General features: G+C 67.7%; 12 protein-coding genes. 5 read left to right on the forward strand and 7 right to left on the reverse strand.

Annotation, left to right across the window (positions count from 1 at the left end):
* Positions 1 to 8 precede the first annotated feature (8 nt).
* On the forward strand, positions 9 to 722 hold the full coding sequence (locus tag ACFWP7_RS15610) for a DUF3800 domain-containing protein (protein ID WP_384381648.1): 714 nt from the start codon (positions 9 to 11) through the stop codon (positions 720 to 722).
* A 196-nt stretch (positions 723 to 918) separates the two neighbouring features.
* Here ACFWP7_RS15610 and ACFWP7_RS15615 read toward each other — a convergent pair whose 3' ends face one another.
* Together ACFWP7_RS15615 and brxD are read right to left on the reverse strand one after the other, a co-directional pair.
* A complete protein-coding gene (locus ACFWP7_RS15615; protein WP_384381650.1) occupies positions 919 to 3,054 on the reverse strand; it encodes a DEAD/DEAH box helicase in 2,136 nt (711 codons plus the stop codon).
* Complete coding sequence (gene brxD / locus ACFWP7_RS15620; RefSeq protein WP_384381652.1) at positions 3,051 to 4,382, reverse strand: BREX system ATP-binding protein BrxD; 1,332 nt, start codon at positions 4,380 to 4,382, stop codon at positions 3,051 to 3,053. Before brxD ends, ACFWP7_RS15615 begins: the two co-directional genes overlap by 4 nt.
* Positions 4,383 to 4,610: 228 nt before the next feature.
* On the opposite strand from brxD, the gene ACFWP7_RS15625 reads away from it, so the two are divergent.
* Positions 4,611 to 6,428: a DUF262 domain-containing protein gene (locus ACFWP7_RS15625; RefSeq protein WP_384381654.1), complete on the forward strand. Its 1,818-nt coding sequence runs from the start codon at positions 4,611 to 4,613 to the stop codon at positions 6,426 to 6,428.
* Positions 6,429 to 6,436: 8 nt separating this feature from the next.
* On the forward strand, positions 6,437 to 7,501 hold the full coding sequence (locus tag ACFWP7_RS15630; protein ID WP_384381656.1) for a CBS domain-containing protein: 1,065 nt from the start codon (positions 6,437 to 6,439) through the stop codon (positions 7,499 to 7,501).
* A 65-nt stretch (positions 7,502 to 7,566) separates the two neighbouring features.
* Here ACFWP7_RS15630 and pglZ read toward each other — a convergent pair whose 3' ends face one another.
* The 4 genes from pglZ to ACFWP7_RS15650 all read right to left on the reverse strand — a co-directional run bounded on the left by pglZ (position 7,567) and on the right by ACFWP7_RS15650 (position 15,824).
* Positions 7,567 to 10,536, reverse strand: coding sequence for a BREX-2 system phosphatase PglZ (pglZ, locus tag ACFWP7_RS15635; RefSeq protein ID WP_384381658.1), 2,970 nt, complete (start codon positions 10,534 to 10,536; stop codon positions 7,567 to 7,569).
* Between the two features lie 40 nt (positions 10,537 to 10,576).
* Positions 10,577 to 14,521: a phage resistance protein gene (locus tag ACFWP7_RS15640; protein WP_384381660.1), complete on the reverse strand. Its 3,945-nt coding sequence runs from the start codon at positions 14,519 to 14,521 to the stop codon at positions 10,577 to 10,579.
* Positions 14,522 to 14,745: 224 nt separating this feature from the next.
* Positions 14,746 to 14,943 carry a DUF397 domain-containing protein gene (locus ACFWP7_RS15645; protein WP_384381662.1) on the reverse strand — a complete coding sequence of 66 codons (198 nt, stop codon included), beginning with the start codon at positions 14,941 to 14,943 and terminating at the stop codon, positions 14,746 to 14,748.
* A complete protein-coding gene (locus tag ACFWP7_RS15650; protein ID WP_384381664.1) occupies positions 14,940 to 15,824 on the reverse strand; it encodes a helix-turn-helix domain-containing protein in 885 nt (294 codons plus the stop codon). Before ACFWP7_RS15650 ends, ACFWP7_RS15645 begins: the two co-directional genes overlap by 4 nt.
* A gap of 191 nt (positions 15,825 to 16,015) precedes the next feature.
* Between ACFWP7_RS15650 and ACFWP7_RS15655 the strand changes: the two genes are divergently transcribed.
* Both ACFWP7_RS15655 and ACFWP7_RS15660 read left to right on the forward strand, forming a co-directional pair.
* Positions 16,016 to 16,636: an ATP-binding protein gene (locus tag ACFWP7_RS15655; protein ID WP_384381666.1), complete on the forward strand. Its 621-nt coding sequence runs from the start codon at positions 16,016 to 16,018 to the stop codon at positions 16,634 to 16,636.
* 76 nt (positions 16,637 to 16,712) lie between these two features.
* On the forward strand, positions 16,713 to 17,012 hold the full coding sequence (locus tag ACFWP7_RS15660; RefSeq protein WP_384381668.1) for a DUF6247 family protein: 300 nt from the start codon (positions 16,713 to 16,715) through the stop codon (positions 17,010 to 17,012).
* A 174-nt stretch (positions 17,013 to 17,186) separates the two neighbouring features.
* On the opposite strand, the gene pglX is transcribed toward ACFWP7_RS15660, so the two are convergent.
* Entirely contained in the window at positions 17,187 to 20,792 is a 3,606-nt protein-coding gene (pglX, locus tag ACFWP7_RS15665; RefSeq protein WP_384381670.1) for a BREX-2 system adenine-specific DNA-methyltransferase PglX, read from the reverse strand.
* Positions 20,793 to 20,806 lie beyond the last annotated feature (14 nt).

Here is a 20,806-nt window from a genome sequence, read left to right on the forward strand (position 1 = left end):
ATCACCCAGTGTTGCTGACCTATGTCGATGAGTCGTATGACGCGGAGCGCTACTGGATGGTCGCTCTGCTTGTGCCCGAGCAGTATCTTCGGCCGCTCGGACGAGCCCTCGACTCAGTGGTGCGCAAGGCCTCCGAGAGCTATCCCGTCGAAGCCGACGCCGAACTGCACGGGCACGCCCTGGTGCAGGCGAGGGACGACTGGTCCCGCATGGGCAACAAGGGCCGCAACATGGTCCGCGCCCGGATCGGCGTCTACGGGGACGCGATGAAGGCGATCGCTGCGCACGAGGTGCAGGTCATCGTCCGCGGCCTTGATGTCCCTGCGCACAAGGTGGTTGGCGATCAGTCCTGCCTGCCGCACGAGATCGTGCTCCGCCACCTTCTGGAGCAGATCGACCATCATGCCCACGACGATGACCAGCTGGCTCTTGTCATCGCCGACGAGATCGACGGAGCTGACGACCATCGGCGCCACTTCAGGGACTACCAGCAGGGCGGCACAGGCGGGACGCTGAGCAGCAGACTGCCGAGGCTTGTCGACACGATCCACTTCGCGCCTTCGAAGGCGAGCCGGCTGCTTCAGGCTGCCGACCTCATCGCCTACCTTCACAGGAGGCTGGTCAGCGGCCAGGACACCAACCCGCAGGCACGCAAGACGAACGAGAAGCTGTGGTCGTACGTAGCCCCACGCGTGGTGCATCAGCACTGCTGGAAGCCCTGAGGCGTACGAGGGTTGGACGCGTGCGAAGGCCTCAAGATGCACGAAGGCCCCGCATCCGCGGGGCCTAAGGCGAACCGGGCGTCTGTTTCTTTTGACGTCCTGTGGGCCGAGGCTAACACACCTTATTCACGCTGACTGTGAGGCGATGTCACTGTGGGTGACATCTTCTCGTTAGTCCGACTGAGCTCGAGAGTGTCTACTCTCCCAGGGCCGTGAAGCGTGCCGGCTCTCGAAGGACAGTCGTCGCACCATCCAAATCCGCGAGGCGAGCGGCGAGGGTGGCCTCCGCAAGACGGGGCGGGAGTGCGACGCTGAACTTGAGACCACTCAGCGCCCGTACGTCCACTGAGGGCAGGCACAGATGGGCGGACGCATCCGCGGTGGCTTTCTTCCAGTCCTGGAGTGTGAGGTCCTCGCGCAATCTGACGTATGCATCCGTGGGGCGCTGGAGAGGATCGGCGACGGCGGCAAGGGTGGCGGCAAGGGTGGCGTTGGCCCGGTACCCGGCCCAGGTCCACCAGCGCACGTTCGTGTCCCGGCCGCCTCGTACGATCACGGTTCCGCCGGGGTGTACGAGGTCGGTGCTCTCTTCGCGCACTTGGGCCAGGGCCGCTTCGGCCCGCCGGGTGAGTGTGACCGGGGGCGTGGCGCCCAGCAGCACTTCCCGGGCGGCCTGTGCCAGGTCGTACGACGCTCCGCGGGCCGGGCCGAAGCCGCTCCAGCGGGCCTTCCCGCCACCCTCCACCGGTTCGACGAAGCAGCGGCGCCTTGACCAGTCGATGTACGTCACCTGCCAGCTGCGCCCCGCGAGCAGCAGCCGTCGCGGGCCGGCGACTTCCTCGGTCAGCAGCGTGGGGTCGGCCATGCCGATCTCGGTGCGGCCCGCCAGCACCGTGAACTCGGGGGCCGCGACGAACACGGCGGTGAGGTCCATGAAGTGCCGGTACCCGAAATGTTGTTCCGCCTCCCGGCCGAGAAAGAGCATGCCTTCGTCACGGTCCAGGTAGCCCTCCTCCACCAGGTGGCGGACGATCGGTTCGGCGGACGGGCCGAAGGGGCCGAGCCCACCCCACCACTCCTGCCACAGGTGGTCGCCCACCCGGTGCTCCTGGAGGCAGAGCGCGAGGACCTGCTGGGCGACGATGTGCCGGGGCTCGGGCGGGGCGACCACCGGCTCGACCCAGCCGCGCGACCACAGCAGAAGCAGAGCCGCCGCCGACAGCAGGCTGTCCTCGTCGGTGGTCAGGAACAAGCAGTTGCGGGCGGATCCCGGTCGTCGCCCCGTGCGGCCCAGGCGCTGGAGGAAGGAGGCGACGGTGCCGGGCGCGTCGACCTGGATGACGCGGTCCAGGTCACCCACGTCGACGCCGAGTTCGAGCGTGCTGGTGGATACGATCACGCAGTCCCTGGCCTCGGCGAAGGCCTCCTCGGCTCGCCGCCGCTCGTCCGCCGACAGGGACGCGTGGGAGAGGAACGTGGTCAGTCCCTTGGCGCGCAGACTCTCGCCGAGTTCTTCGACCTGCTTCCGGGACTCGCAGAACACCAGGCGTTTCTCGCCCCGGTGAAGGGCTGCGATCACCCTCGCCGCGTTGGCCAGTGAGCCGACGTAGTCGAGCTGGACGTCCCCAGGCGGGGGCAGCCTGGGAGAGTCCTCACGCAGGTGCGGCGCGACAACCTGTGCCTGCCGTTTCCCATGCCCCGAGCCCTGCAACCAGTCCAGCAACGCGCCCGGGTTGCCGACCGTCGCGGAGAGGCCGATGCGCTGGACCGGCCGCCCGGCGACGCGCTCCAGCCGTTCCAGTACGGCCAGCAGGTGCCAGCCCCGGTCGTCTCCGGCGAACGCGTGCACCTCGTCCACGACGATCGCGCGCAGCCCGGCGAAGAAGGCGCGGTGGTCGACATTGGCGCTGACCAGCATCGACTCCAGGGACTCGGGAGTGGTCAGCAGCACGTCGGGCCGTTCGCGCAGGATCCGTTTCCGGCGGGACTGGGAGACGTCACCGTGCCAGAGCGCGGTCGTACGTCCCAGCCAGGACGCGTAGGTCTCCACGCGCGGCAGCAGGTTGTTGAGCAGGGCCTTGAGCGGACAGACGTAGAGGACAGAGGTACCGGTCCAGCTCTCCTGCGCCATTCTCGTGAGCAGCGGGAAAGCGGCGGCCTCGGTCTTCCCACCTGCTGTGGGAGCGAGGAGTAGGGCGTCGGAGCCGTCGAGGAGCGGTGCGACCGCCTCCTGCTGGAGCGGGCGGAGACCGGGCCAGCCAAGGGAGTTGACGATGTGGTGGAGGAGTCCCGGATGAAGCCGGTCCCACCCCTCGGCAGCAGGCTCGGTCACGGCAGCTCCAGCTCGACGTCGTCGGCGCTCGCCGCTGCGTTCCGCTCCACCTCGCTGAGTTCCGCTGCGTTCACGGTGAGGGCGTAGTGCGTACGTGGATCGAAGTCGTCGAACTGGTCGACCCGGTCGAGCACGTCACCGACAAGCTTCTTCAGGAAGAGCCGCGGCGCCACCCCCACCTTCCCGCCGAGCGCTCCACCCGCTGCCTTCGCCAGATCGGCGATGTAGGCGTCGTCGACGACGGCCTTGATCCGCTCCGGATTCGCGGAGCCCTCCGCGTACAGGTCCCGGATCGTGGCGCCCAGGCCGATGAGGGACTCCAACGTGAAGCCGGGCAGCCGCACTTGCACCGCACGCGGATTGTCGAAGCGCGGATCGGTCGTGAAGTCGGTGGCCAGCCGCTGCGCCAGCGGGGCAAGCCGCTGCACGCCCTGCTGGCCGTCGTAGAAGGCGGGCGTTCCCGTGATCGCCAGGTAAAGCCCCGGGAAGCGGCCGGAGTGAACTTCGTCGATGAGTTGGCGCAGGGAGTTGAGCGCCTTGTCGCGTGCGTCGGAGCGGACCCGCTGGAGGGTCTCCACCTCGTCGAGGACGACGAACAGCCCGGTGTGCCCGGAGTCGCGGAGCACGGTGAGTAGACCCTGTACGAAGCCGAGAGCGCCGAAGTGGTCGAGGTCGCCGCGGACTCCCGCTGCCCTGCGGGCAGACGCGGCGACGTGGGGCTGTCCGCCCAGCCAGGCCATGACCGCGGCGGCGGTGGTCTCGTCGCCCGCGGTGATCGCGGCCCGGTAGCCGCGCAGGGCTGCGGCGAACGACGGCGCGTGCCGGGACACCTCCGCCAGGCGGGCGGTCAGCAACTGCTCCACCTCGGAGGACAGTTTGGCCTCGGGGACGCCCGAGGCCAGGGAGTCCTCCTCCAGCGCGTAGAACCACGCGTCCACCACGGGACGCAGCGCGCTCGGAGAGAAACTGGGGGTGGCCAGCCGCTCGGTGAGCCGGCGGTAGACGGTCTCGAGCCGGTGCAGGGGCGTTTCGTTCTCGGAGATCTGGATTTCGGCCACAGCGAAGCCGCGCCGTTTGGCGCGCTCGCCGAGCCACCGGGTGAAGAACGTCTTGCCGGACCCGTACTCTCCCCGCACCGCCTTGAACACCGAGGCCCCGGAGGCCACTGCGTCCAGCTCGGCGGCGAGCGCGGTCTCGAACCGGTCGAGGCCCGTGGCGAGCAGGTCGAGTCCGCTTTCGGGGACGGCTCCCCGCCGTAGGGCGTCGATGACGTCTCGGCGGCGGGCCGCGCTGACCGTGGGGGTTCGAATGGGGCGATCCGTACTCACTCCGCCAGTCTTCCATCCTCGGAGGGGTGCCGTCGGCGGTGCCCGTCGAAGGGGATGGAGGTGGGCGGCATGGGCGACTCAGCGTGGCCGAAAATGTTCGGTGCGTGAGAAGGAGGGGGTGCGGCGGTTGACGGCGTTCCGGGCTCGTTGCTGCAATGGTGCGTTCAACTGACCGAGTCTCCAAGGGGATCGCGGTCACCAGGGTCGGCACATGGGGGAACACACGGCGTGACAGGTCTCGACAATCCCAGACTCAAGGATGTCCTGCGGGATGTTGCGTCCGGAGTACTGCAACTTCCGGACTTCCAGCGCCAGTGGAAGTGGGACGACGAGCGCATCAGGGCGCTCATCGCGACCGTGACGCTGGACTATCCGCTCGGCGTCGCGATGGCGCTGGAGACCGGTGGTACGTCTCCCTTCAGGGCGCGGACACTCAAGGGCGCCGAGGACGCCGAGGGCAGGGCGCCCGACCTGCTGCTGCTGGACGGCCAGCAACGGCTGACCTCCCTGTTCCAGGCGCTGCACCGGGACCATCCCGTCGCGACGGTCGACGCCCGGGGCAAGGAGCTGAACCGCTGGTACTACGTGGACATCAAGAAGGCGGTGGGGTTGCCCGCGGACCGGGACGACGCGATTGTCTCCGTCCCCGAGGAACGGGTCGTCAGGTCCGACTTCGCGCGCAGGGTCGACCTCGACCTCACCACCACCGAGTTGGAGTGCGCGGCCGCCTACTTCCCGCTCCACCTGGTCTTCGACGTCCAGCGGATGAATGCCTGGCAAAAGGCGTTCGTGAAGCTCGACGAGGCGAACTGGGATCTGTGGTCGCAGTTCGAGGAGGTCGTCCTCAACAACGTGCAGTCGTTCCAGATGCCGATGATCAAGCTGCCCGCGTCCACCACCATGGACGCGGTGTGCGCGGTGTTCGAGCGGGTGAACAGTGGCGGTATACAGCTGAACGTTTTCGAACTGCTCACCGCCAAGTACGCGGGTGACCAGCAGTACGTCGGGCGCTTCGGCAACTACTACAAGCTGCCTGACGAGTGGCAGGACATTAAGAAGTCGCTGGTCTCCACGTACCCGGTGTTCGGGCGCTGGGAGAACGGCGTCGAGGACGGGCTGAGCAGCAGCGACTTCCTCCAGGCGGTCGCCCTGGTCCACACCTGGGAGTGCAAGCAGCGGGAGCCGCGCACTTCTGTGTCGTGCAAGCGCCGTGACCTGCTCAACCTGCCCCTGGACGATTTCCGGCGGCTGGCGCCGAGGGTCGCCGAGGCCTTCGCCTGGGTGGGCACCTTCCTGGAACAGCAGTGCATCGTCCGCACGGCCGACCTGCCGTACCGCACGCAGCTCGTCCCGCTCGCGGCGGTCCGCGCCATCGTCGAGGGGGCGACCGGCGCGTGGAAGACGAGTGCGGAAGACCGCATTGCCCAGTGGTACTGGTGCGGCGTACTCGGCGAGATGTACGGCGGTTCCACGGAGAGCCGCTTCGTGCGCGACGTCGAGCAGCTCGTGCCATGGCTGCTGGGCGGTGGGGGCACCGTCCCTGACACGATCGTGGAGGCAGCGTTCCTCTCCGACCGTCTGGACGGCCTGACCACCCGCAACAGCGCCGCGTACAAGGGGATCTACGCACTCCTGATCAAGCAGGGCGCGGTGGACTGGTACTTCACCGACGCACCGCTCAGCGCGGGCCGGCTGGTCGAGTACAACGTGGCCGTGCGGCAGATCTTCCCCAAGGGTTGGTTCACCAGGAATGACCAGGAGTGGGCCGCGCGCGCCAACTCGATCGTGAACAAGACGCCGCTGTCCTACCGGGCCAGCCGCAGCATGTCGGGTTCTCCAGCCGCGTACCTGAAGTCGCTGACCCTCGAGTCGGGCATGCGCCCGGAGTGGTACGACGACGTGCTCGCCACCCACCTCCTGGACCCGTCCGCTTTGCATGAGGGGGACTTCGTACGGTTCTACGAGAACCGGGCCAAACAGCTCCTGGAACTGGTGCGCTCCGCCATGGGCAAGCGCACCGTGTTCCGTGACGCCGAGGCCGGGTGAGCGCGGTCATGGCGCACATCCCTCCGCAGGAGCAGCTCCTCGCCCTCAAGGGGAGCAAGCTCCCGGTTCTTGACTTTCTCGCGCTCTTCAAGACGCGAGTACGCAACGACTCCGATGTGCTCCTCATCAGGCAGGCCCTGAAGGACGCGGGCCTGTCGACCTTCCCCGACTTCGCCACGTGCGGCCGCCTCGCCGACGTCCACGTCGTCGAACCGGCCTCGGTGCCCGATGCCGAACAGGCCGCGCAGGAGGACCAGGAGGACGCGGACGACGAGGGGCTGACGGCCGGCGCGCTGCCACAGCGGCCCTTCCAGATCGGTGACCTGCCTGCCGCGTGCGGGGGACTGGAGTCCGTGTTGCCGAGCGACCTGCTCGCGGACATCACGTACTTCATGCAGACCAAGAACTACTCTCAGGTCCCCGTCATGGACGACCACTACACCTTGCGCGGTGTGGTGACCTGGCAGTCGGTGGTCAACATGTACGCCACTCGCGCACAGGGTGAATGGGCGCTGGCGAACGCGATGGTGCCGGACCCGCCGGTGGCCGAGGCGCACCAGGACTTCTTCTCTCTGCTGCCGATGATCTGCGAGTACGGCTATCTGCTGGTGCGCGGCAACAACGGCCGGTTCAGCGGGATCGTGACCGCGGCCGACATCACCGAGCGCTTCGAGACGACGGCCTGGCCGTTCTTCATCGTCGGCGAGATCGAGTTCCGGCTGCGCAGGTGCCTGGGCGGGAAGCTCAGTGAGGAGGCCATTCGCGCGGTGCAGCCGGACATCCCGGACCGGCAGACCGGAAAGATCACCGACCTCATGTTCGGTGACTACGTGAAACTGCTCGACGGCAACGCTCGGAGCAACAAGCAGAAAGAGCTGCAGCGCGCGGCCAGGGCGGACCAGAACTGGCAGGCCCTGGTCTTGCCGGGTGTCAGCCATACCCACTTCGTCCGCCAGCTCGACCGGGTGCGCGACATCCGCAACAAGATCGCGCACTTCAGCCCCGACCCGCTGTCGCAACAACGCGCCGACGAGCTGCGGGAGTTCGTCCGAATCCTCCGGCAACTGCCCTGACGCTGGGCGGACGTTCAGGGGGCGGGTTCACCCGGCTCCCGAAACGTCCGCAGCAGAATCCCTCGTCATCCCAGCTCGAACTGCTCCCGCAGCGAGCCCACGTTGAGCCGCAGGGTTCGCCCGTCGGGCAGTGTCTCCAGGACCTGCACGCCGTCGTGGTTCAGCAACTGCCGCAGTACGGCGGCGAAACCGGCGGGGTTCTGTCCGGCAGGCAGTCCGATGCGCTGGCCCAGGGCGGTCACGGGGAGCGTGCCGCCTACGTCCAGCAGGGCGTGAACCGCCTTCTCCACCCGGAGGGCGGTGGGCTTCCGGGTGAGCATCTCCCACTGGGCGGCGAAGACCTCCGACGTGAGCAGACGGCTGACCAGGTCGTCGTCCGGGGACACCGGCTGCGGCGTGAGCAGAGTGCCGTCGCCCTCCGCGCTCGGCGCCAACTCCACGTCGAACAGCGCCTCATGGCTGCGGGCAAGCTCGCTCTCTTTTTTGGTGCGCTTACCCGCCTTCTTCTGCACCGGCGCGGAGGAGGTGTCCGCCGTGCCGGGAGCCCCGGGACGCTGCTGAGCCTCCGAGGGAGCTGACGGGGCCAGCGACCACCATGCGGGCTGCTGACCGCCCAATTCACGCCATCCCTTGGGCGGCTCGGCGCCGAAGGGAAGAAAGGCCAGTACGGGGATGGCGAACTCGGCCAGTGAGGCGCCTCCGTGGTAGCCGGCCTTCTGTGCCGTGTACCGAGAGTCGGCGTCCCACAGTGCGACGATCCGCCCCCCGGTCTCGGGCGCGACGACCCGCTCGCCGTGGAGCAGCACCTCCGTCTCCGCCAACGACGCACCAGGTTCGCCGGGCTGCCCCGACTTCCCCGGCTGCCCGGACTCCCGGTGCCGTGCCGACAGCACTCCTTCCGCCGTGATCCGCGCCCCGTGCCGGTCGACGACGTGCCCGTGGTCGCTGGTGAGGATGACGGCCCGTCCCTGCACGGCCGCGAACCGCAGCAGCTCCCGCAACTGCCCTATGTCGCCCAGCCGCCAGGTCCCGTCCCCGAGTTTCTGTTCCGCGGCGAGCCGGTCGTCGATGGTGTTGAGCACCACCGCGACATGCGTGAGGTCCCCGGCGAGCGCGTCGAACAGCCCGGCGCCGAAGGGGGCGCCACCGCTCTCGCCGCGCAGGTCGTCCTTGTGGAAGACCGCCACCTCCTCCTCGCCCCAGAAGGTGTGGGTGGGGAAGAGCCGCTTCTCGTCCGCCTGGGTGCCCGACATCCGCCGCGCGGCGAACAGCGATGTACGGGACACCGCCGTGACCGTGGGCAGTCCGGCTGCCATGCCCCGGCGCCGCGGCGCACCCTTGGCCTTGGGATGCGGGTCGTACTCCACCCAGTGTTCCCGCAGTTCCTCGCCCAGTTCGGCGGCGATCGCGGCGCTCATCCCGTCGAGGACGAGAAGCAGGACTCGCCGCGCCCCCGCCTTCACCACCGGAGCGACGACGACCGGGAGGAAGGTCTCCACGGTCAGCATCGTCCCGGGATCGTTCCCGCCCTCGGTCCAGGTGGCGAGGGCACGGGCGAAGTGCCGGTCGATCTCGCGGCGGCGGGTGCACACCGCGACGCACAGCCGGTCGTAGGCGGCCTTGAGGACAGGGTCGGGGTCGCCGCCGGCCTCGATGTGATCCAGGGCCAGGTCCACCCAGCCCGTCTCGGTGACGTGCCGACCGATAGCGGCCTCGACGGGACCGGCCCCGGCGGCGACGGCAGGGCTTTCGGCGGGGGGTTCGGTGGCGAGCCACTGCCACAGCCGCTGCGCCATCCCGGCGCGTGCGATCCGGGTCACCGCGTCGGTGTCGTGGGCGAGCCGGTGCTTGCGCAGGGCTTTCACCGAACGGACGACCGGTTCGGCATCCTTGCCCGCGAGTGCCCGGCCCGCGTCGGCGAAGCGTGCCTCGAGTCCGTCCGCCAGTACGGGGCTGGTCCGGGCGGCGCGCTCCGCCCCGAACTGCCGTACCAGGAGCGCCGCATGGTCCAGCGTGGAACCCGTCAGCCGCCGCGCCGCCGATGCCGCCTCGTCGTCGCCGGACCGCCCGGCCAGCAGCAGACCGGAGACGAACTCCTCGCAGGACCGTCCGAAGGAGGCGGCGAGCGCGTCGAGTGCCGCGCCGCGGGCGGGCGGTTCCTCGCCGAACCACCGCTCGGCCCGTCCCCGTGCCCGGTAGTCCTCGACGTCGGCCGATTCCGCCGCGTGCTTCCACAGCGCGGCGCACACCAGGCCGAAGGCGACGGCGTCCGGACCGTGTTCGGCCTCGACCAGCGCGAGCAGCGCCCGCCCGGCGGCGCCCGCCTGCTCCTCCTCGCCCAGGAAGCGGGCGAGTCCCGTACGTTCTGGTGCGCGCAGCGCGAGGTAGCGCTCCGGGCCGCCGGTGACCAGCGACCACCGGAACAAGGCGGGTACGTCGAGGACGTCGGCGTCCGGGGCGGCGGCGGCCTCGCGGGGGTCGCGGTCGGGGTCGTACCGTCCGATGCCGAGCCGCCGCATGGCCAGCGCCTTGAGCGCTCCGCCGCGGGACAGCATGCCGCCGCCGCGCTGTGGCCACCCGCCGGGCGGGGTTGCGTCGAGGAGCGCCTCGGCGGCCCAGTTCTCGTCGAACAGCCGGCCGTCGGGGTCGCCGCCCGCGCCGAACGCCTCGCGGACGACGTCCCAGGCCTCGACGGCGTTGACGCGCTGCTTGTGCACCTTGGCCAGCAGGTCGGGCCCGAGTTCGGCTTCCTCGCGGTCGGTCAGTACCACCAGGACGTCGGGGCCGGGGGTGCCGGGCGCGAGGTGCCGCAGCACCAGCTCGTACACGGCGAGCGGCGAGGGCGCGGCGGCGACCCGCGCCTGCCGCTGGTCGCCCCAGGGCAGCTCGGCGGGGCTGTCCCAGGCGGGCGCTGCGCGCAGCAGGACGGCCCGCCGCTTGCCCGGGGTGAGGGAGGAGCCGGACTGGGAGACCAGGTACTGGGTGATGGTGGCGGCGTTCAGCCGCACCGCGCTGGTGGTGGCCGCCGTACTCACTGCTCGTGCCTCATTCTGCGGTGCCTCGGTTCACGGGGTGTCATTCCACGACCCGCCAGCTGATCTCGATCGTCGCGTCGGGCTCCGCCGCCGCCAACTCCGCCAGCTCGGAACGGAGTTCGGCGAGCGCGCGGGATGCCGTGGTGCGACCGCCTCCGGAGCGGCGCGGGCGTCCGGCGGCGGTCTTGCCGCCGGGCAGCGGGTGGCTGCTGGTGACCGGCGGGTGGCTGGTGTCCGTGCCGAGGTCGATCTCGTTCGGCGTGGTGGGAGGGACGGTGTCCGACGGCGGAGCGGTGTGTGAGGGCAGCGCCGGGGCGGCCGGGGCCTCGCTGCGGTCGATGACGGAGACGATGGCCACACGCGCCTCCCGGAGCGCGTCCTCGAGCCTTGTGGTGCGCTGGTCCACGCGGGCGGCCCCGCGCAGCGCCTCCAGGACGGCCTCGCCCCGGGCCCCGTACTTCGGGGCGAGCCGGAACATGTCCCAGGCCGCGGTCGCCAGCGCGGATGCCACGGACCGGGCCTGCTTGACGGAGGCGCCGTAGCGTCCGGCGGGCACGTCCCCGAGGTCGAAGCCGGCGAACGCGGTGATGATCTGCTTGGCCGCCGCCGACCCGCCCACCGGGGCTTCGGCCAGCCCGGTCAGCTCGTCGAGCAGGTCGCGCGAGCGCCGGGCGAGCGCGAGCCGACCCGCCGGGTCGGCCCCGTCGAGGGCGAGCAGCGGCGCGTGCTGCTCCAACTGCGCGACCAGGTCGGCCGCGTGCGGCTGGTGGGTGCGGGCCTGCTCAACGATCTGCCGGGCGAACTGGCTGACCAGCCGTCCGCGCCGCAGCTTCGGCGGCGGGTCGCCGAAGATGTCCCAGAACCGCCGCCCGGCCTCCTCCCACACGCCCTCGTCCGGCAGCGCCTGAGAACGCAGCGCGTCCTGCGGCTTCACCGCCGACGGCTCGGGCGCCGGATCGAGTACGGTCCCGCCGCGCACCCACACCCGGTCGTCGAGCTCCGCGTACGCGGCGATGATCAGGTGGGCGACGAACGGCTCCAGGCCCATCGGCTCGGGCCGGTCCAGCCACTCAGTGAGCTGGACGACGCTCAGGTCACCCGGCCCGCCCTCGGCGCCGGCCAGCGTGTTGAAGTGGTCCACCCAGCGCATGGACGGCCGGAAGTACGCCTCCTTCTGCTGCCCGAGCCCGAGGGGTGCGGCCAGGCGCCGCATCAGCGTCCGTTCCTTGGCGTCCACCTCGACCTGCCGGTCCCCGGCCTCGGCCGCCGCCTTGATGTACCGGAAGGCGGTCCGCACGTCACCGGGCTTCACCGCCGCGCCGGTGCCGTCCGGGTCCAGGTCCGGATGGGCGGGGAACTGGTGGGCGAGCAGCTTGCCCGCGATGTGCCGGACACCGTCGCGCATCAACTGCCCGATGGAGACGCGGAGTTCGGCGATGTCGGGCAGCGGCACGAAGTGCTCGGTGAACGACATGTTCACGTCGTTGGGATTCTTCGCGGCGAGACCGTACGCGGCTTTGAAGGAAGCCTTGACGGTGTCCCGGAGGGTACTGCGCTGCCCTTCGAGGAGCTGCTTCGCGCGCGCCCGGTTGTCGGCGTTGAGGTGCTGTGCGTACTGGGTGTCGAAGCGGCGTTCGTCGGCGAGCGCGTATTCGATGACGACGAGCCGCTGGAAGTCCTGGGAGCGGGACGTCGACAGGTGGGTGGGGATCCACGCCACGGTCCGTGGCCGCGTACCGGACTGTTCCCGCAGGCCCTGCATGCGGTTGGCGCTCTCCCGCGACCCGAGGTTGCCCTCTGCGTAAGGCAGGTCGATGACGATCCGCCACTTGCCCTCCACGCCGGGCGAGAACTCGTGGTCGGGCAGGTCGTCCGGTTCGGCGACGAACCCGAAGACGACCTCCGTGGTCCGCTGCGAGCCGCGCCACACGAGGTGCAGCTCGTCCGCGGTGAGACGGTCGGAGAGGTCGAGTCCCAGTTCCTCGGCGAGCAGCCGCTTGGCGACGGCCCGCCGGTTGGAGCGGTTGTTGTTGACGTCGGCGTTGGCGAGGACGGAGTCCACGTCCACCCCGGCCAGTTCGAGCCGTACGCCGGGCCGGGTGTCGGTGCCGGTCACCTTGATCTCGGCGAAGCGGGCGGCCCACTCGCGGACCTTGCCCTTGATGACGCCGACCTCGGCGCCGGGGATGGGGGAGACGACCGACCCGTGGTTGAGGGCGCCGAGCCGCTGGATGGTCAGGTCGCGCAGCGCGGGCACGCTCGGCGCGAGGGCGGACAGCAGCAGGGTGCACATCAGCCGGTTGTCGCCGGTGAACGCCTTGCACCGGTCGCGGAGTTGCTGGTCGGTGATGCTGTCGCGCCGGTGCTGGTAGCGCTCGACATCCTCTTCGGCGATCTCGTACGTCGCCAGGAGGTGCGGCCGCAGCTTGGTGCGGTAGAGCTTGTCCGCGGCCTGGAACTCCACCTTCAGACTGTCCACGAACGGCTTGTCACCGCCGTCCGCGATGACCGGGTACAGGTCGCCGAGTGGGATCAGACTGTCGAGCGTCGCGTCGTCGCGGTGCCGGGCGAGCAGTTCGCCCATCAGTTTCAGACCGGTACGGGACCGCTGCAGCGCGGACGAGATGTGGACGAGAGTGTCCATGAACGCCGGCGCGAACGGATACGTCAGCTGGAACGACGACTCGTCCGCCCCGGTCGTCCCCTCGTCCGACCCGAGCAGTACGTCCCACACCTTGGGCCCGACCCGCTTGATCTTCTCGAATGCCGCGTTCAGCTTCGCCGCGGCTTCGTCGTCCTTCGGCTTCAGGAGCCGTTCGTGGGCGATCTGCGGAAGGTTCCGGTCCTCCAGGGTGATCCTGTCGAACCGCCCGGAGGCCAGGTTGAGGCTCTGCTGGATCGCGACCTCACCAGCGCCGGACAGCTCCTCGCCCACCAGCTCGCGAAGGTCCCGCTGCCGGGCGATGAACGACACGATCGGGATGGCCCGCCGCGAGTCGGCGCCCTCCACGAAGTTCGTGATCTTGTCGGCCTCGCGCGAGACGAACTTCTGGTCGTGGATGCGGTTGGCGAGCCACAGGATCAGCTCGTCCATGAACAGGATGAGCCCCTGGTAGCCCAGCGTCTTCGCGTGCTCGGCGATCACCGCGAGGCCGGCGTCCAGCGAGATGAACCCGTGCTCGTCCTCCGCCGCGTGCCGGGCGAACCCGGGGAACCACGTGCTGCTCGCGTCGTGCACGAGCTTGGCCCGCAGCTCCACCGGAGTACTCGGGTTCACCAGGTTCAGGTTTTTCTCGTCACCGGTGTACTCCTCCGCGTCGAGCGCGGCGTCCAGCAGCTCGGGGGTCCACGCGAACGCGTCCCCCCAATCGTCGTCCACCGCTACGGCGGGAGCGACGCCGTCCGCTGCCCCACTCAGCCCGTCGATGAACCGCTCGTCGCCCATCCGCCGCCGGTGCGACCGGATGTCCTCGAACAGCGCGTCCGTCCGGTACACCTGCGGCGTCGACGCCTCCGGGTGCAGCTTCTTGACATGGCTGACGTATCCGCCGAGCACCCGCTGCTCCAGCGACTTCGCGCCGAGCATGTGGTACGGCACGAGCAGGAACTCCTGGTTCTCCGTGCCCAGCCACTCGTGCCTCGCCAGCACCGGCTCGAAGTCGTGCCGCGCCCGCGCCGCCCGGTCTCCGCGCAGCAGGGCGTACAGCACTGCCATGAAGTGCGACTTACCCGAACCGAACGATCCGTGCAGATACGCCGCCTTCGACGTGTGCCCGTCCAGCGCGGACCGGATCAGCCCGAGTGCCTCGTCGAAGTTCTCCAGCAGCCGCTCGGTGACGACATAGTCCTGGAGCGCCCGGCCCGCACCCTCCTCGGTGACCGCCTCGGCGAGCTTCAGAACGAAGTCGGACGTCGAGATGGACGGCTTGATGTCGATGACATCGCGCAGGAGGGGGGCGGTGGCTGGGCTGGTGGCGGCTGCCATCTCTGTTTCGCTTCTCCCGATGTCGCTGTGTACGTGTCCCTGGGCCGTGTGAAAGTTACACACGGTCGTCTCACTTGCACACCGTGTGCGGTGCCTTTGCTGGAGGCCCTGCTACCCCACTGTGCAATTGAGGTGCGGTTATCGGCCCCGATCGTAAGCGACCACCTACCAAAATTCGTAGGTGGTACACGGGCGAAGGCGGGCGCCGAGCCCGGCCCGCTCGGTCAGCCCATGTACGAGACGAAGGCCCGCCAGGCGTCACGGGTGAAGGGGATCACCGGTCCGGTGGGGCGCTTGCTGTCGCGGATGGGGGCGAGGGTGGGGATGTTGTGGGCGAGTTCGAGGCACTCCCCTTGGCCGCCGCTGTAGCTGCTCTTGCGCCATATCGCTGTGGCAAGGGCTTCGTGGCCTTCACGACTCATGGTCTGTACTCCTCGGCGGCGCGACGGATGAGCGTGAGCGAGTCCGCGGGCGACAGCGCAGCAGTGCGGGCATCGTCGAAGAGCGCACGGTAGTGAGCGACCTCAAGCTCTCGCTCCATCCAGATGTTGCCCGTGGGAGTCTCTGTAAGTACGAGATCCTGCGCCGTCACCTGCGGAAACCTCATCAACAGGTATGGGCCGAACATACCTGAGTGTGCCCCTCGCGAGAACGGGAGTACCTGCACGGTGATGTTGGGCAGTTCGGCCATCTCGGAGACATGACCCAGCTGCGCACGCATGACGTCAGGCCCGCCGACTGCCTGCCGGATGGCTCCTTCTGCGAGAACCGCCCAGAACTCCAACGGATCTTCCCCAGTGAGTCGTTGCTGTCGAGCGATTCTCACTTGTACGAACTGGTCGATCTCTTCGGACGTCTGCCAGGCCCGTGATGCCACGGTCACGGCGCGTCCGTACTCCGGAGTCTGCAACAGACCTGGAATCAGCTGCACTTGGAACGCGCGAACGCTGTCGCAGATGGATTCCATCTCGATGTAGTCGCGGTACGTGTCGGCAAGGACCGAGCCGTATTCATGCCACCAGCCCTCACGGCGACGGCGGTTGGCCGTGCGAGTGAGCCTGGTGAGCTGTTCGCGGGTCTGCGGGTCATCGACTCCGTATGCGTGGAGGAGCGCGACCACGTCCGGCGTACGGACGAGGACGCGCCCATTTTCCATGCGGCTGATTTTGCCCTTCGTGCAGTCGAGGGCTTCGGCTGCCTGAGTGGTCGACATGCCTGCGGCTTCCCGGTGGCGTCGCAACTCGTCCCCGAGTTGGCGCCCCAGGACTGTTGATGGTCGGTCTGTCGTAACGCGCATGTTCATGGCTTCCCTTCTAGCAGCGAGCAGTTGGCCCGTGACTGCCTCTCACTCGAAAGGATGAGAAAAGACTCGGATGTCACTCGCAACGTTGCGAGTCGAGTGTGGTGTGGGCACTCTACTGCTGTCCGCGACTCCAACTGGAGCCGCTCTGCGGGGATCTCGTCGCTGAAGCCGAGTCCTGAGGAGGCCACCCCATGACCGCACTGAACGAAGTCGCTTTCCGGCTGCCGAGTAGTCGCCGCAGCGTTCCTAGAGCGCGCGCGTTGCTGCACGCAGTGCTGGGGGAGTGGGGTGCGGCCCAAGAGGTCGTGGAGAACGCGGAGTTGGTGCTGTCGGAGCTCGTGACCAACGCGCTGCGCGTCAGCGCTCCGCGTGGTCGGCAGGTGGGCGTACGGATCGCGCGCTCGGCGGGGGAAGGGTTACTGCGGCTGGAGGTCAGCGACGCAGGTGGCGGCACGCCTGAAGTGAAGGAGCCCGGCGAGGTCGAAACGGGCGGGCGCGGGCTGCTGCTGGTTGAGGCGCTGGCTCACCGCTGGGGCTACGAGGTACGCGCGGCCGGGATCGGGAAAACGGTGTTCGCGGAACTGAAGGCACCGGACATCGTGGCCGGACCCGCCGTGAAGGAGGTGGCGGCCGTCATGGTCCGAGCGGGTCAGCATGTACGGGTCTGGGGTGAGTGGCGGACCGTCGTCAGCACCCGGAGTGAGCAATACGCGGCCGGTGGTCCGGTGATGGTGCTGGGGCTGGACGAGGGCCCGGCGCTACGCGTGCATGCGGCCGAGCCGCTGGCCGTACGGCAGAGGGAGGACGGATGAGGGTGGTAACGCAGCTCGTGATCGACCCGTGAGCACGACTATGGTCGTAACCAGATACCTGGCCCGAGGAGATCTCATGAGTGCGCAGCACGCCGAAACCCCCTCCGCACATCACCCCTCTCTGCGGCTGAAGACGATTGGAGACATCCGAGCTGCCTTGCGCGAGGGCCGCGGCTTCCCTGGCGACAAGGAAGCTTTTGAAGCCGACCTGGCACGCGCGTTGGAGGCGTCTACGGAGGCCGACCTCACCGCGGTCGCTGCGGTCATCGTCGACTACCGGGGGCGTATCCGTCTGTATTCAGACCCTGAGTTCGACGACGCGCTACAGGAAGGCCTCGCCCTCATCGCCGAGATCAAGAAGGGGAACCAGGAGTGAGCCGCGCTATCGCCGTGATCACGCAGGCGGCAGCGAAACGCCTTCACATGCTCGGCCCTGTCGCCCAGCAAGCCGTCGAAGCTCTGCGGCAGGAGCTTGAAACCAACCCGCGCGTCGGTGTCCTCCCGTTCCCGGCCTGAGCGAGAGCAGGTGGGATAGGGCGCACCAGGGCTGTCAGCTCTCGGTGGCCTTGGCCGCTCGTCGGCCTCCTCGACGCGCGGCGGCGGGGCGCCAGGCGCGCAAGTCGTCGTCGGTCAGGCCGTGCTGGCCTTGCGTGGCGCTTCGGTAGCCCTCGAAGAACGCCGCTGGAGACTGACCGTACGTCGGGTCGAACTCGTTGTGCCACTGGGTGAGCCAGGGCTGGAGTTCCAGAAGCCCGGCGAGGAGGGGGGTGATCTCCTCGGTGGACAGCTCGTGGTTGGTGAAGTACGTGGCCAGGGCCTGGGCCTGCTCCCGGTGATCCCACCCGGCCCAACCGAACAGCTCGGGGACGCTGGGCATGGCACCGGTGGTGTAGGAGATGAACCTCTCCTTCGGCACGTCCAGCTTTCCCCGGGCGCGCCAATAGGACGGCTTGAGGAAGTCGGTTGGGGCGTACTTCGGAGGCACGGGGATAGAGTCCCGGATCTTCCGTTTGGCCGGCTCGTCGGAAGCGGCGTCCTCCTGACGCTGGAGATGCCACGTGCGCTCCCAGTCGGCGCTCTTCTTCAGTCCGCTAGGCCTGTAGCAGAGGGTCGAGAGGAAGGGGACGTGGTCCTCGGCGATCAGCTGGGAGACGACGTTTGTCAGTTCCTCCCGAGGTGCGTAGATCTCGGCGACAGTAACGAAGTCCTCGTCAAAGGAGAGCGCAGAGACGAGCTGGTCTCGGGTAAGCAGGATGGGCTGCCCGTCCTGGAACCATTGGTCGCGGTTCTCCAAATGGTCGAGCAGCCAGGACTGCAGGGCATTCTTCTGGAGGGCACCCCAGCCATCTGTTGCCCAGCGCCGCTTGTACTCCGGGCGCTCGATCATGCCGATGGCTCGAGACGATTCAATGGCGTCGATGCGCTTTTGGACGACGGCTTTGTAAGCGTCTGGCCATTGCTTGGGAATGGCGGTGATCGGGGTAGACCCATGTCGCTTGAACCACTCGTCGGATACCTCACCCTTCTCTACCCGTCGAGCGAGCGCGATTTCGAAAGCCCGCTCACCGAGGGCGAGTTGGGGGATATCGGTCTCGATGGCGCGAAGATCTTCCGAGTGCAGGTTATATAGGGAGTATACTTGCCAATCTAGTTCTTCCTGCAGGCTGATCATTTGTGCGCGGTGAGATCGCCAATTCGACTCGGATTGCCTAAGATCAGCCGTAGAAGGGCTGTCGAGATCGAGTGAACTTGCAGACGCGAGATTCTGGGCGAGAGAGTCAAGGTACGTGCCGAGCATCGTTGGATATGAGGTCGGCAAGGGGATGCGGCTTAGATTGGCGCCCTTGATTTGATAAAAGCGTTCCCACTCGTTGCTGGTGAATCCGCCACCCTCGCCTCGAATTCCCTTGTCGTGGCAGTTCATTTTGAGCCAGAAGCAGATTGTAGAACTGTTTAGTAGTCCCAGCAATCCGAGATATTCTCTTTCAGGGGTTTTCGAATCAAGTGTGATCACGGGAGCAGTATCTTTGAATACCTTCTCGCCTCGGTTTAGCGCAAAATGGTTCAGGGTTGTTGTCTCGGGCACCGAGATGGAAAGTCTGTGGCTGTATCGATCCTTAAAGAACATGGAATACTCGAACCAGGTGAGCCCCCTTTGCAGCTGAGTCTTCCCAAAGGCTACTCGTCTTTGAAGGAGCTTGCGATAGGGCCACAGTGCCTGGATGGTTTCCTTTGCTGCGTCCGCTTTGAGGGTGTCACTCGTGTAGGGCCAGATAGATGGTGTGGGGTCCAAAATTAGATAGTCGCGAACCTGTGTGCCCTCAACAATGGGTCGTTGTTGTTCTGTGGGAATGTGGCGCCGTCGCAGAAAACCTTTGCCGACCATGTAAGCGTCGTCTTCGCGGGTCACTGCGCCCGCGCCGATGGCCTCTGCTTTTTTCCCGAGGGTGGTGTCTGATGCGGAAGAGAGAGCGGAAACGAGTTCTAGACCTCCGTCTGTAAGAATCCAGGGTCGCCGACGGAAGTGGCCGTCGCGACTCAAATCATCTACGGACACCCACGGACTTACGGAGCCGGGTTTATCGATTTGGTGGGCGATCGCTTTCCATACCAGGCCCTCAGCAGCATCATCTGGCGCCCTAGGTTCACCCTGAATGCTGCGAACGGTGCGGATTGTGGATGTACGTGCACTGCCGAAGCGGCGTCGTCCCACTAGAATAACCGTCGGAGTTCCGTGGCCTGGGATAAATGCTCCTGAGGTGTCAATAACCTCAGTCAGTTCCACTTTGTGTGCAAAGTATTCCTCAATGAGATTTGCCCCAAACTCGCGTTTCATGAACGAGTTGGCAGTGATCTGACCGACCATTCCGTAGCCGCGCCCATCCGGTTCTCCAACCTTCGCCAGTTGGAAGAACCGCTCAGCGAAAGGCACCGACAAGGCGTATGCCCCTCCGCAGGACGCGTACAGCTCCCGATACAAAGCATTAAGCTTCGTGTCCTTGACCGTGATGTAAGGCGGATTCCCCACCACCACGTCATACCGCCCCTGCTCCAGAATCCCCGGGTGCTCGTGCACATCCTCAGTGGCGTACGAGAACTCCGCCAGCGGATCCCCCGACTCCTCGCCCTCCAGCGTCAGTTCGAGCTGACGGGCCTTGATCAGGGAGTCGCCTACCGCTAGGTGCATGGGCCAGTCGTACTGCGATGCCTCCGCGAGTGTCCGTACCCCCGCCGCGGCCATCGCTGCCACCAGCAGCCGGAACCGCGCGATGGCCACCGCGAACGGATTGAGGTCCACCCCGTGCACTGAATTCAGTGCCGCCCGCACCCTCTCGTGGGGATCTTGCCCCTGCGCCTTCTTCGCCCACAGCCGCACCATCCGCCGGAACGCACCCAGCACGAAGTGCCCCGACCCGCACGTGGGGTCGATCATCTTCAGCTCGCCGAACTGCCCGCCCAGTTCCCGCACCACCGGGTCCATGGTGCGGTCGAGGATGAACTCCTCGACGAACTCCGGGGTCTGGAGCAGCGCGTAGGTCTTCCGGGCCGCCTCCGACAGGTCCTGGTACAGGTCGCCCAGGAACCGCGTGTCCCAGCCCTTCGTGCCGTCGCCCTCCGCCTCCAGCGGGTCCGTGAAGTCGTGGATGAGTTTGTCCGCCCCGTCCCGCTCGCGCCAGAACTCCACCAGCGCTCGCGCCCCATCGTGCGACAACGGGATCTGGAACAGCGGGTTGCGCCGCTGGTCGAACAGCAGCTTGCCCGCCTGCCCCGCGCCCAGTTCGGCGAACGCCCGCTCCATCCAGCCGCGGTACGTCGGGTCGTCCTCCTCCTCCAGGTACTGGGCGTACCGGGCCTCGACCAGGTCGCGTCGTTCGGGCTCGGCGCCCGCGAGGTACGGCTCCGGAATCAGCCGGTTGTCCTCGCAGAACCGTACGAAGACCGTGCCCAGCACCCAGGCGACCGCGACCTGTGTGACCCGCTCATCACGCCACGAACTCCAGGTGAAGCCCGTACGGCCCAACTTGAACGCCTGGTCGTACTCGCCCCGCAGACGCCCCTCGACCTTGGGCAGCGCCCTGACCTGTTTGCCAAGGTCGGTCTCGACCGCCTTGACCTGCTTGATGAGGTCTGCCTTCAACGCATCGCGGTCGATCACTTGGTCACGTCTCC

This window comes from Streptomyces sp. NPDC058470, from assembly GCF_042721055.1.
Lineage (GTDB): Bacteria > Actinomycetota > Actinomycetes > Streptomycetales > Streptomycetaceae > Streptomyces.

What these genes read in the sequence shown, in the direction of transcription:
- ACFWP7_RS15650 (WP_384381664.1), bottom strand. Translation starts at nt 15,824, where the DNA reads ATGAACATGCGCGTTACGACAGACCGACCATCAACAGTCCTGGGGCGC.
- ACFWP7_RS15640 (WP_384381660.1), bottom strand. Translation starts at nt 14,521, where the DNA reads ATGGCAGCCGCCACCAGCCCAGCCACCGCCCCCCTCCTGCGCGATGTC.
- ACFWP7_RS15655 (WP_384381666.1), top strand. Translation starts at nt 16,016, where the DNA reads ATGACCGCACTGAACGAAGTCGCTTTCCGGCTGCCGAGTAGTCGCCGC.
- ACFWP7_RS15660 (WP_384381668.1), top strand. Translation starts at nt 16,713, where the DNA reads ATGAGTGCGCAGCACGCCGAAACCCCCTCCGCACATCACCCCTCTCTG.
- ACFWP7_RS15645 (WP_384381662.1), bottom strand. Translation starts at nt 14,943, where the DNA reads ATGAGTCGTGAAGGCCACGAAGCCCTTGCCACAGCGATATGGCGCAAG.
- ACFWP7_RS15630 (WP_384381656.1), top strand. Translation starts at nt 6,437, where the DNA reads ATGGCGCACATCCCTCCGCAGGAGCAGCTCCTCGCCCTCAAGGGGAGC.